The sequence below is a fragment of the Corynebacterium sp. LaCa_205 genome, from assembly GCF_057458085.1.
This window is the reverse complement of sequence record NZ_CP190931.1, coordinates 2,025,676-2,038,738: the sequence shown is the minus strand read 5'-3', so window position 1 is coordinate 2,038,738 and position 13,063 is coordinate 2,025,676. Positions and strand designations below refer to the sequence as shown.

Sequence of the window (13,063 nt, the reverse complement as noted above, 5' to 3'; positions counted from 1 at the left end):
CAACGTTGTTTGTTTGAAAATTTCCGGGTGGAAGATACACCTTTAAGACAAAGACCGAGTGTTTGAATGGCGCTTTGTGACACACAGTGTCGTGCACAGTTTGAAAAAAGTATTTGTTTGTATGTTGGTGCATTGTTGGGTGTCTGGGGCATTATCCCCTTTTTGTGGTGCCTGACCATATGACTGGTGGACACAGTGTGTGTGCTGGTTTGTGGTTGGGGTGTTGTGTGAGAACTGTATAGTGGACGCGAGCATTAAACACGTATGGCAGGCTGCGCTTTTGTGTGGTGTGTTGTGTGTGTTTGTGTGATTTCTTTTTTGTGTTTATTTTGTCAAGTTCACTTGTGTGGCCGCCCGCGCTTTTTGTGTGTGGTGGTTTGTGTGTTCGTTATTAAGGGCGCATGGTGGATGCCTTGGCATGCTGAGCCGATGAAGGACGTGAAAGGCTGCGTTAAGCCTCGGGGAGTTGTCAATTAAGCGTTGATCCGAGGATGTCCGAATGGGGAAACCTGGCCCTGGTTATGTGGGGTTACCCTTCAGTGAATTCATAGCTGTTGTGGGGGTTTACGCGGGGAAGTGAAACATCTCAGTACCCGTAGGAGAAGAAAATAATAATGATTCTGCTAGTAGTGGCGAACGAACGTGGATGAGGCTAAACCGTGTGCATGTGATACCTGGTAGGGGTTGTGTGTGCGGTGTTGTGGGCCCTGATGTGCGGTGACTACCATTGCCGCGCCCTCGCATTGTTGTTAGGTGAAGTGGTTTGGAATGGCCTGCCGGAGTAGGTGAGAGTCCTGTAGCTGAAGATGATGATGTGTGGGTTGTTGGGTTGCCCGAGTAGCAGCGGGCTCGTGGAATCTGCTGTGAATCTGCCGGGACCACCCGGTAAGCCTAAATACTCAGTGTGACCGATAGTGTATGAGTACCGTGAGGGAATGGTGAAAAGTACCCCGGGAGGGGAGTGAAATAGTTCCTGAAACCATGTGCTTACAATCCGTCAGAGCACCGTGTGTGTGTGATGGCGTGCCTTTTGAAGAATGAGCCTGCGAGTCAGCGGCATGTCGCGAGGTTAACCCGTGTGGGGTAGCCGTAGGGAAACCGAATCCTAATGGGGTGTCAAGTGGCATGTCCTGGACCCGAAGCGGGGTGATCTACCCATGGCCAGTGTGAAGCAGCTGTAAGAGGTTGTGGAGGCGCGAACCCACGTAGGTTGAAAACTGCGGGGATGAGCTGTGGGTAGGGGTGAAAGGCCAATCAAACTCCGTGATAGCTGGTTCTCCCCGAAATGCATTTAGGTGCAGCGTCGTATTATAGCTTGGTGGAGGTAGAGCGACTGGTTGGTTGAGCGGGACTACAATCTTAGCAATGTCAGCCAAACTCCGAATGCCACTAATTGTGTTGTACGGCAGTGAGACTGTGGGGGATAAGCTTCATAGTCGAGAGGGAAACAGCCCAGATCGCCGGTTAAGGCCCCTAAGGGTGTACTAAGTGGAAAAGGATGTGGGATCGCGAAGACAGCCAGGAGGTTGGCTTAGAAGCAGCCATCCTTGAAAGAGTGCGTAATAGCTCACTGGTCGAGTGGTTCTGCGCCGACAATGTAGTGGGGCTCAAGTACACCGCCGAAGCCGCGGCAACAATTTTTTGTTGGGTAGGGGAGCGTCGTGCATGGGTTGAAGCGTTACCGTAAGGAGGCGTGGACTGTGTGCGAGTGAGAATGCAGGCATGAGTAACGAATTGATAGGTGAGAATCCTATCCGCCGGATGACTAAGGGTTCCTGGGTCAAGTTCGTCTTCCCAGGGTGAGTCGGGACCTAAGGCGAGGCCGACAGGCGTAGTCGATGGATAACCAGTTGATATTCTGGTACCCGTACATGCGCGCCCATGATAAAGCACTGATACTAACCACCGCGGATGCATTGCTGGTCTTCTTTGAAGTCTGGTGGTGTTGATGTCGTGGGGCCTGATGTGTGGTTCAAGTGATGGGGTGACGCAGTGAGGTAGCCACGCCACTTATTGGATTGGTGGTGTAAGCGTGCAGACCGTGTGGTAGGTAAATCCGCCGCACATTTTGGTTGAGGCGTGATGCGTAGACCCATTGGGGTTGATGGTGGTGATCCTGTACTGTCGAGAAAAGCCTCTAGCGATGTGTGTGTATGGCCCGTACCCTAAACCGACACAGGTGGTCAGGTTGAAAATACTAAGGCGTTCGGGTGAACTGTGGTTAAGGAATTCGGCAAAATGCCCCCGTAACTTCGGGAGAAGGGGGGCCCTACGATGTGAGCATCCTTGCGGTGTTAAGCGTTGTGGGGTCGCAGAGAATAGAGGGAAGCGACTGTTTATCAAAAACACAGGTCCATGCGAAGACGTTAAGTTGATGTATATGGACTGACGCCTGCCCGGTGCTGGAAGGTTAAGAGGACCGGTTAGTCAACGTTGTTGGCGAAGCTGAGAATTTAAGCCCCAGTAAACGGCGGTGGTAACTATAACCATCCTAAGGTAGCGAAATTCCTTGTCGGGTAAGTTCCGACCTGCACGAATGGCGTAACGACTTCTCTGCTGTCTCAACCACAGGCCCGGTGAAATTGCACTACGAGTAAAGATGCTCGTTACGCGCGGCAGGACGAAAAGACCCCGGGACCTTCACTATAGCTTGGTATTGGTGTTTGGTTCGGTTTGTGTAGGATAGGTGGGAGACTTGGAAGCTATCACGCTAGTGGTGGTGGAGTCGTTGTTGAAATACCACTCTGATCGGATTGAGCATCTAACCTTGGCCCATGATCTGGGTTGGGGACAGTGCCTGGTGGGTAGTTTAACTGGGGCGGTTGCCTCCCAAAATGTAACGGAGGCGCCCAAAGGTTCCCTCAGCCTGGTTGGCAATCAGGTGGTGAGTGTAAGTGCACAAGGGAGCTTGACTGTGAGACAGACATGTCGAGCAGGGACGAAAGTCGGGACTAGTGATCCGGCACCTACTTGTGGATGTGGTGTCGCTCAACGGATAAAAGGTACCCCGGGGATAACAGGCTGATCTTCCCCAAGAGTCCATATCGACGGGATGGTTTGGCACCTCGATGTCGGCTCGTCGCATCCTGGGGCTGGAGTAGGTCCCAAGGGTTGGGCTGTTCGCCCATTAAAGCGGCACGCGAGCTGGGTTCAGAACGTCGTGAGACAGTTCGGTCTCTATCCGCCGCGCGCGTTGAAACTTGAAGAAAGCTGTCCCTAGTACGAGAGGACCGGGACGGACGTACCTCTAGTGTGCCAGTTATCCCGCCAGGGGTATCGCTGGTTGGCTACGTACGGAAGGGATAACCGCTGAAAGCATCTAAGCGGGAAGCCTGTTTTAAGATGAGGTTTCGTTAAGGTCCCCTAAAGACGATAGGGTAGATAGGCCAGACCTGGACGCACTGTAAGGTGTGAAGGCTACTGGTACTAATTGACCACAACAAACACCAACACACACTATGTGTGCTGGCAAAACAACAAAAACAAGAAACAACAAATTTGTCACTGTCGTGACCGCGTCCACTATGCAGTATCTGACACAACACCCAGACACCCATGAAGAGGGTAGATGTTCTGAAGGTTTGTCGGTGGTCAATAGCTGCAGGGAAACGCCCGGTCCCATTCCGAACCCGGAAGCTAAGCCTGCACACGCTGATGGTACTGCAACCGGGAGGTTGTGGGAGAGTAAGTCACCGCCGACACCAAACAACAAAAACACAACAAAATACAAACAACAAAGAAGAGGACGGTATACCACCGCCCTCTTCCTTGCGTTTTACCAGCCCTCCCAGCTGGTGGAAGCCGTAGGAACAACACACATACGTGTTGCCCCTACGGCTTCCTTTTGCGTTTACACTCATCGTTCTAGGCCAGCCCACCAACCGCACAACGATGGCTTCAACATCCACCATAATGGGAAGTCGGAAACCAACCCTCAACCTTTCCTTTTACCCCCGTTGCCTAGTGAAGGTCGACTCCGGGGTTCCCTGCGGGTTTAGGTCACCCTATTCGAACAAAAACACCCCCATCGCGCGCATATGTCCGGCACCTGGGATAGTATACGAGCATACGTTAGAAAACACATACGAACCCCTACGTCCTGTTGGAGTGCACCTCGTGACTGCCACACTCGCCCCACCCGAGCCTGATGTTGCTCTCGACTATCCCGACACTCTCCTCATTGCCAACCACCCCGATACTGATCCCCTAGACGAAGATGATATGCCGGAAGCGTTCTACACCACCAACGCACCCGGCAACCACATCGGTAAAGCCGGCACCTACACCCGCAAAACCTCCTGGTTCCTCTACCGCGCAATCCTCCCCCAACTAGACGACGACGTCGACTTAAGCCTCACCAGCCTGGCTAAAGACCTCGGCATCTGCTATTCCAAACTCCTCGGGTATATCCGCGCCCACTACCGCATGTGCCAACTACCCCTCGTTACCGAAGTGCAAGGCCACCACTGGATACTCGATCTGACCAAACTGCGCATCATCGACCGCGAACTATACCGCCTAGATAACAACCTAGATGACCTCGAAGCCATCGACGCAGCACTCGCAGACTTCCTCACCCCCACCACACCAAACGAAACAGTACCCACCGACGCCGACCTACGCCGGTTTATCCGCACCTTCATCGATACCCACCTTTGCCCAGAAGACAAAGAACAACAGCCCGAACCCCGCCTTCGAATTCATATCAATCCAGACCACACCACCACCCTGTCACTGACCTGCGACCGCGCCACAGCCGCCATCATCGCCCACCACATCGACGCCTACGTCAATAAAGCGAAAACCACCGCAGCACAAGGACTTATCGACCTCATCTTGGAAGACACCCACACCAGCGTGGCTATCAACACCTTTACCACCAACCCAGAAGCAAACAGCGTCTATGTTCCTGGTGCCGGATGGATAAACATCAACCAAGCACCCATAGACCACGCTTTCGTGCGCTGCCTAGTCGCCGATGACGTTGATGGTTACACCCCAAATGTTGACATCCGCGCCTACACCCAAGGCAGAGACGCCACCTGCCGCTGGCCCGGCTGCACCATCCCCGCCACACGATGCCAACTAGACCACCGCATTGAATACCACCAAGGCGGACCGACCAGCCCAGACAACCTAGTAAACCTCTGCCAACACCACCACAACATCAAAACCGACCGCCGCGTCCACTACATCCTCGACCACATCACCGGCACCATCGCCTGGCTCCACCGAGACGGCACCTACCAACTAGACCACCCCACCGGGCCCCTAGCCACACACCAAACACACTGGAACCACACCTGGGCACAATACCTCGCACTACAACAACAAAGAACAAAAAGAGGAACGGCAACAGATTAGGTTGATGGCAACCGGAGTACGGCTCCATGATTGATCTCGCCATGCCTTAGTGTGCCGTTTTCCTCCTCTGGGATGATGCTGGCCGTCGTTCATGGTAGCTAAACTATAAGAGGTAATTTCCCATTTACAAGGAGAATTTGTTTCATGACTGATGCTGCGGCTCGCGCCGTTGACTTGTTCAAGCAATACGGAAGCGATGACACAGCCGTTGTGGCCCTGGATCATGTTTCCATTGAGTTCGGCAAGAGCGAATTCACTGCGATCATGGGCCCATCGGGCTCCGGTAAGTCGACGCTAATGCACACTATGGCTGGTTTGGATTCCGCGACTTCCGGTTCGGCGTTTATCGGCGATACCGATATGTCGGCGCTCAACGACAAGGACATTACGGCGCTGCGCCGTGATCGGCTGGGCTTTATTTTCCAGTCCTTTAACCTTGTTCCTACGCTGACTGCCGCGGAAAACATCACGTTGCCGACCGACATTGCGGGTAAGGACGTCGATAAGCAGTGGTTCGAAGAGGTAACTCGCCGTCTAGGCTTGGCAGAGCGCTTGGAGCACCGACCGGCTGAGCTATCAGGCGGTCAGCAGCAGCGCGTGGCCTGTGCCCGCGCGCTGGTTTCCCGTCCGGAAATTATCTTCGGCGATGAGCCAACCGGCAACCTGGACTCCAATTCTTCGGCCGAGGTGCTCGATATTTTGCGCACGGCAGTGGACAAGGATGACCAAACCGTGGTCATCGTGACGCACGATGCGAAGGCAGCGTCGTACGCGGACCGAGTGGTTTTCCTTGCTGACGGCAAGCTTGTCAACGAGTTGCACAATCCGACGATGGAGGCCATTCACCAGGTAATGGCGGAGATTGAGGGCTAAATGGCACGCGGAAATGCAATGCGCAGGGTGTCCCTGCGCAATATCGTGGCGCATAAGTTGCGCCTTGGGCTGACAATTCTCGCGGTGGTCTTGGGCACAGCGTTTATTGCCGGCTCGTTTATGTTCACCAATTCGCTGAAGTCTACTTTTGACTCCGCCGTGGATAATGAATTTCGTGGCGTGGATGCGGTGGTGAGCCAGAAGGACGACAATGGCGCGAAGCTGGATGAAAAGCTTCGCCAGAAGTTGGCCGATGATGAAGATGTCAAGAACATCAATATTGCGGATTCGGAGACTGTCGTCGCAGCCAATGAGAACTCGGAGGCCTATCAGACTCAGGGCGGTACGGCCAGCGTTGTCCCGTTTTATCCAGAGGATAAGGTCGTTGGCGGTGCCGATAAGCTAAAGGAGGGCGAGGAGCCGAGCGGTAAGGACGAAGTCCTTGTCAATTCCTCCGCGGCGGATAAATACGGAATCTCCGTGGGACAAAAGCTCATTGTGGTTCACCCCGATGAGCAGGATACGGTTACCGTTTCTGGTATCTCGGAGCCCGCCGTCGACCAGGGCGATAGCATCGTGCTGAGCATGGCCGAGAAGGACTACCTGGAGCGCTACGGCGATCCGAGCCAGCTCAAGGTTTCTGCGGCCGAAGGCGTGGATGCGAACGCCTTGGTGGATCACCTAAATGACAAATATGACGTCAAGGCGGAGTCGGGCGAGCGCCTGGCGGAGGAAACCTCTGAGATGATGTCCTCCGCCTTGAAGTTCATTAACTACTTCCTCATTGCGTTCGGCCTGATTGCACTGCTGGTGGGCACGTTTATCATCGCTAATACCTTCTCTATGATTGTCGCGCAGCGCACCAAGGAATTCGCTCTCCTGCGCGCGCTGGGCGCTTCCCGCCGCCAGATTACGAACTCGGTGGTGGTGGAATCTGCCATCGTGGGACTTCTGGGTTCCATTGTCGGCGTTGTTGCCGGCATGGGCTTGGTGGCCATCATTAAGGCAGTAATGAGCGCGAAAGGAATGCCGTTCGACGGTGGCTTGGGCCTGAGCGTTTCGGCCATCGTGGTCCCGATTATTTTGGGCACCATCGTGACGGTCGTGTCCGCGTGGGCCCCGGCACGGCGCGCAGGTCGCGTGCAACCGGTTGAAGCGATGCGCACCACCGAGTCTGCTTCTGCGTCTTCCCTGAAGGTCCGCACAATTTTCGGTGCCATTATTTTGCTGGTTGGCATTGTTGCGGCGTTGGCAGGCGTGCTTTCCGACGGCGAGACGAACGTCCGCGCCGTCCTCGTCGGTGTGGGCGCGTTCGGGATCATTGTCGGATTCTTCTTGGCTGGCCCAGCCCTGTCGCTCCCTTTGGTGCCGACGGTAGGCAAGGTAATCGGTGTGCCTTTCGGTGCTATCGGTTCTTTGGCGGCGACGAACTCGCGTCGCAATCCACGCCGCACGGCTGCTACTGCATTTGCCCTGACCCTAGGCGTGGCCTTGGTGACGGCTATTGGCATGCTTGGCGCGACGATGAAGTCCTCCGTGGCCGATACCGTGGAGCAGAACATCACCTCCGATTACCTCCTTTCTGGCCCTAGCTCCGGTGAATTCCCAACACCGAAGGACACTGGTAAGCGTGCGGCTGAGGCTGAGGGCGTAGATAAGGCCATCACCATCGGTATGGCTCCGGTGACCGTTGATGGTCAGGCATCGATGGATTATGGTCCGCAATTCCAGCAGACCACGACTGCGGATGGAGATCCGTCGTCGATGATTGCGCTCGATATGGTCGAGGGCGATGCCAACTTGGATAAGGGATTCATTGCTACCGAAGACTTTGCCAAGGAACACGGCTGGAAGGTAGGAGAGACCTATAAGGTAGCTTCTGCGGAAAAGGACAAGAAGGCCGAGGCCAAATTGGTCGGCATCTTTAAGTCCACCGATGTGGTGCAGAATATGGTGCTCTCGCAGGAGGTAGCTGAAAAGGTTGCACCGGAGAAGTCCTTTACCGTCCAGATGGTGGGCGTCTTGGGTCAAGAAGGCTATGACAAGGAAGAACTGCGCCATAACTTGGAGGATGCGGTCAAGGATCTGGTTGTGGTTCAGGTCAATTCCGGTGAGGAGTATGCGGGCCAAGCTGCAGGCTTTATTGACCAGATGCTCTCCATCCTTTATGGTCTGCTCGCCCTTGCCGTCATTATTGCGGTGTTGGGCATTGTCAATACCTTGACCTTGGGTGTAATCGAGCGCCGCCAGGAGATCGGTATGTTGCGGGCTGTGGGCACACAACGCCGCCAGATCCGCACGATGATTACCCTGGAGTCCGTGCAGATCGCGCTCTTTGGCGCGGTGATGGGCATCCTCATTGGGCTCGGCTTGGGCTGGTCTTTCATCAAGATCCTCGGCGATGAGGGACTAGACTCTGCGCAGATTCCGTGGGCGATGGTGCTCATTATGCTTGTGGGCTCGGCCCTCGTCGGCATTATCGCGGCAGTATGGCCGTCGCACCGCGCGGCGAAGACGCCGCCATTGGAAGCAATCGCCGACTAGCTGCCTAGTCTAAGGCCTCCCCTCATCACACGTTGAGGGGAGGCCTTAATGCTTTTACGCGGCCATCCATGCCTTGACTGCCGATACCGCATCCTTGGTCTTCATATCGGGCAGGTAGGCGTGCATGGTGGCCAGCGCGATGGAAGGAAGCTTCAATTCATCGTGATAGCACAGGTACCACGGGTGCTCCTCGGGCTGGAATTTGCGCTTGCTGGCCGCGAGGGTGCGGAAGCCATAGAGAGGTTCTACTTCCTCCCCAATGCGATTGAGGGCGACGTCGAGCCAGTTAGGCTCGTCAGGCTGTCCAGCCAATGGCGCACCGGACAAGGAGATCCAGGCAAGGCCTTCGGACTGGGCAATGAGCATAGCCTCTGAGATGAGGAGCTCAATTACTCCCTTAAAGCCGTGCTCGTTGCGGCGCATGACGTCGAGAACGTAACCGGCAATAGCACCATTTTCGTATACCGGCATCCAACTGGTCACACCATGCAAAGTGCCGTCGGCGGACTCAGCAAGCAAAAGCCGGGTGCCGGTCACCGTCATTTCTTCTAAGCCGCCGAGGGTAAAGCCCATCTCGGGTAGGGCCTTGTCGGAAACCCAGTCCTCGCTGAGTGCGCTAATGCGGGCGATAGAAGCAATATCTAGCTCCTCCCACGTGGTCCACCGAGTGCTAACGCCTTCCTTCTCGGCTTTGTTTCGGGCCGTGCGCACATTTTGGAATTTCTTTCCTTTGAATTCCACGGATTCGCAGTTGAGGACTGCTTCTTCTGCAACTTGAAGGCGCTTGAGCTGCGGGTGAGCATCCGCGAACTGCGCATTGACGGAATACCACGCCACGGCCCAGCCTTGCTCGGAGGCAAAGCGCTCGAATTCGGCGCTGATATCGCGGCCGACGGGGGCGCCCAGCGTGAGCGCAATGCCATTGGAGACACGATAGGCCACATAGGAGTCACCGTGGAAGAAGTACCGGTTGGATTTCCACAGCGTCATAAAGGAAAGATGATCGCCGGTGCCGGATTCGAGCAGGCGGCGGGCCGAGTCGCGGTCGGATTCTTGCGCAGGGTCAACGGGCCGAGAAAAGCCAAGGTAGAGCCGGACTGCCAGCAGGATCCAGAAGGCGTTTCCAACCCATAGGTAGATGAACCAGGAAAACATCGTTGCCGGCGCGACGTGGTGGGGAAGGATAAGCGCAACAACGGCCGGAACGAAGCGCAAGGGAGTCTCTGCGAGGATGTCGGCAAGATTTGCTGGGGGAACGGTGTTGTGCAACGAGGCCGTAAGGATCCACAAGCCCGCGCCGAGGGAAGAGGCAAGGATGGCGAAGACAATAGTGCGGGAGAAAAATGCGCGGTTTTCGCGGATCCGGAAGAGCGAATAATTGATAAGCAGCATGAATAGCGCCAAGAGCCAGGGCAGGATGACGAGCACGAGGTTGGGCAGGAGGTAGCTCAGGCGGGAATCATCCCAAAGCTGGTAGGTCAGCAACGCGATGGCCAGTACTTGGGTGATAACCGCCATCCACCAAGCGAGCACGCGGCCCCGCATGAGACCAAAGCACACCACCAGCTGGATGATGAATGGCATGATATTGGCTACCAAGGCGCCGATGCCTTGGGCACGGGCGAGATCGACTGCGGCAGTGCAACTGGTAGAAGTTAGCGAATCTGCGCAGACTTGAGTGGCCTCCAGAGCCGAAAGGTGTGGTGCCCACAGGAGCTGTGTGATTTGGGAGAACGGACCTTCGGCCATGGGGTCGAGTGCCACGAAGGCAGGGCCAATGGCTACGCAGGCGATACCGACGGCGAGGAGCACGCGACGCTCCCTGATGGAAGGCGGCGCGGATTCGGGCTTAAAGAGCAATTGGCCAGCCGTAATGGAAAGCATGGCGGCGACGATGCCGAGAACATCTGACATGGTGCCGGAGTAGAGCACAAAAGTGGCGGTAAGCACGATAAGCGAAACGCGCAGTCGGCGGCGCCATAGGCGGGGGAGTAAAGCCGAAGCAAAACCAGCGGCACCGGCGATAAAGCCGATAGGGGTGAGGAAGGTATCGCTCAATAAGTCATTGCCCCATCGATTTAGGCCTACGGTCTCAATGCCGCGGGCGAGCACGATGGACAGCGGGACGCTGATGAGCTGGGAGACAACTCCTACCGCCAATGTGCGCAAGGACCCTAAGCGCCATTCAGCGGGAACGAGCCAGAGCACGATGAGCACGGACAAAATAATGGCGCCACCGGGGTGCGCGGTAGTCAGCGCCAGCCAGTGGGAGGTGGGGAAATCCACTAGGTGAAGTGCCCACATAATGACTAAGACGGCTAGGGAAACGGGAAACCTGGTCAGGATGGTTTTAAGAACGGACATCGTGGGCTCCAATTCCATCGAAGGGATCCTTGATAGCGGTCATTCCACCGCGGCTAGCGGCCCAAGCGAAGGATTCGCGCAGGGCTGGGCGCCACACCTGGAAGGAGTGGCCGCCGGGCCGGGTGCCAAAGTAGGTTTTCATGCCGGCGGCGCGGGCGGCATCGGAAAGCGAGCGCAAAGCATTGACCGAAGCAGTGTCCTTATCGCCAGCGATGAAGATGGCTTGGGTAGAGAAGTGCTTGTGGGCGAGCAGGTGGGCGGGGTCTTGGTCATTGAAGGCGGATTCGTCCCCGGCGAAGAATTTCTTCACCGTCGCCGCGTGGTTGCCAATGGTGGGCTCAGCCTCGCCGGAAATGTCGATGATGGAACCATAGGCTTCGGGGCGGTTGGTGGCGATCTGTAGGGAGCAGGTGCCGCCGTAGCTTAATCCGCCCACCGTCCAGGTGCGCTGATCCGGGTTGACTTTGAATTTTTGTTTAATGGCCTGTGGTACGTCCTGGCTGAGGTAGGTCATTACCTTAGCCTGGGAGCTATCGGCGCAAATGGGGTTGGCGGTTTCAGAGCCGGTGGCGTCCACGGCTATGACGATGGGGCTGCGGCCCCCGTTAGCCGCCTGGAATTGGTCTGCAGTTTCGGCTGCCTCGCCCGAACCGAACCACTGATCCGGGCCGCCCGGGTTGCCGTGCAGGAGCACGATGACAGGCAAGGTACGGTCCGTCCAGTATGCCGGCGGAATATACGCGGTGGCTTGTCGAGCGGCGAAATGGGAGGTGGTGCCGGGAAGATCGACATGGACGATGGCTGCACCAGACTTGGTGTGGGAAAATTCTTCGTAGCTCATTTCCTTTGCCACAGGGCGCGGGTCAAGGGACGCAATATCTGGATAGGTTTGGTATTCCATGTTGACGATGCCGACCGTGGCCAAAAGGGAAAAGATTCCGGCGGTGACCGTGACAATCTTAGGTTTGCGTACTAGCGCCGCCACGGGGACGAAGGCGGCGAGGAAGATGTACCACGGTACTTGCCAGTGACGGAGTAGGAACCAAGCAATAATGCACAGCAAGGCGGCGATGACCAGTGGCCACACCTTGCGTTGGAGGAGAATGATGATGGCCGCAATCGCGAGGATGGCGTAGAAGATCACGCCATTGATGGGATCCGCCAAAGGCAGATTCAAGAGGAAACTCACCCGAAAAATATTAGGCCTGAGCGGGCCAAAAGTAACTGCTAGTTAGCTGGGAGTTTACCCCTTAAATCCCGTGATAAATGCGGGCCGCCCAGATGGTGCCGCGCCAGGCTAAAACGATGCCGAGCCCGATGGTCCAGAAGAGATACTTGCTCAGCCGCCACCATTGTTTGCGTTTGATCATTTCTCCTAGTTCCTTGGCCAGCGTGGACCAGGTGGACAGGCCACCTGCAAGGCCGAGGGCGAGGAAGGGGTGGATGAGGGGGACGTCGGCAAGCTGGGTGAAACCATAAGCCAGGCCGAGGGCGAGGGAGCCCAAAATATTCGCCACGAAGGTGCAGTAGGGGGCAGGTAAAAGCCGGGTAAAACCATAGCGGAGGCTGCCGCCTATGAAGCCGCCGAGAAGGACGCATAGAAGATTCATCGCAGCTTGTCACCCGCCAGGTAGCCGCCCACGCAGCCAACGATGGTGGCTAGAACATAAGCCAGAGCGATGGTCCAGTGCGCCTCGGAGGTCAGGAAAGCGAAGGTAGCGAAGCTAGTGAAACCGCCCAGCACGCCCGTGCCCCAGAATGGGCTGGGGCGGAAAAAACCCATGAGCGCGCTGCCAAGGATATTGATGATGAGCAGCGGGAACATGCCGCCGCCGAGTGCTACGGAAAGCAAGTATCTGGCAGCCGCACCGAGCGCGGCGCCAGCACCCACGACGAGGAATTGAGGCATGCGGCCTAT

General features: G+C 56.1%; 7 protein-coding genes and 2 rRNA genes. 5 read left to right on the top strand and 4 right to left on the bottom strand.

Translation table 11 applies throughout. The features are described from left to right. Positions 1–381 precede the first annotated feature (381 nt). The 5 genes from ACP8J1_RS09860 (at position 382) to ACP8J1_RS09840 (ending at position 8,781) form a co-directional block, all read left to right on the top strand. Positions 382–3,449 (top strand): 23S ribosomal RNA (locus ACP8J1_RS09860). A 134-nt stretch (positions 3,450–3,583) separates the two neighbouring features. Further along, a 5S ribosomal RNA gene (gene rrf / locus ACP8J1_RS09855) occupies positions 3,584–3,701 on the top strand. 415 nt (positions 3,702–4,116) lie between these two features. Continuing rightward, complete coding sequence (locus ACP8J1_RS09850; protein WP_023020833.1) at positions 4,117–5,364, top strand: HNH endonuclease signature motif containing protein; 1,248 nt, start codon at positions 4,117–4,119, stop codon at positions 5,362–5,364. 144 nt (positions 5,365–5,508) lie between these two features. Further along, on the top strand, positions 5,509–6,237 hold the full coding sequence (locus ACP8J1_RS09845) for an ABC transporter ATP-binding protein (RefSeq protein WP_023020834.1): 729 nt from the start codon (positions 5,509–5,511) through the stop codon (positions 6,235–6,237). Further along, on the top strand, positions 6,238–8,781 hold the full coding sequence (locus ACP8J1_RS09840) for an ABC transporter permease (protein WP_023020835.1): 2,544 nt from the start codon (positions 6,238–6,240) through the stop codon (positions 8,779–8,781). It begins immediately after the preceding gene. 54 nt (positions 8,782–8,835) lie between these two features. Here the strand turns inward: ACP8J1_RS09840 and ACP8J1_RS09835 are convergent, their stop codons facing one another. From ACP8J1_RS09835 to ACP8J1_RS09820, 4 genes are all read right to left on the bottom strand, one after another. Continuing rightward, positions 8,836–11,145, bottom strand: coding sequence for a bifunctional lysylphosphatidylglycerol flippase/synthetase MprF (locus ACP8J1_RS09835; RefSeq protein WP_034655971.1), 2,310 nt, complete (start codon positions 11,143–11,145; stop codon positions 8,836–8,838). Continuing rightward, complete coding sequence (locus ACP8J1_RS09830; protein WP_023020837.1) at positions 11,132–12,334, bottom strand: alpha/beta hydrolase; 1,203 nt, start codon at positions 12,332–12,334, stop codon at positions 11,132–11,134. The genes ACP8J1_RS09835 and ACP8J1_RS09830 overlap by 14 nt, the downstream gene beginning before the upstream one ends. Positions 12,335–12,395: 61 nt before the next feature. After that, positions 12,396–12,755 carry a fluoride efflux transporter FluC gene (locus ACP8J1_RS09825; RefSeq protein WP_023020838.1) on the bottom strand — a complete coding sequence of 120 codons (360 nt, stop codon included), beginning with the start codon at positions 12,753–12,755 and terminating at the stop codon, positions 12,396–12,398. Beyond that, positions 12,752–13,054 carry a fluoride efflux transporter family protein gene (locus ACP8J1_RS09820; protein WP_023020839.1) on the bottom strand — a complete coding sequence of 101 codons (303 nt, stop codon included), beginning with the start codon at positions 13,052–13,054 and terminating at the stop codon, positions 12,752–12,754. Before ACP8J1_RS09820 ends, ACP8J1_RS09825 begins: the two co-directional genes overlap by 4 nt. Positions 13,055–13,063 lie beyond the last annotated feature (9 nt).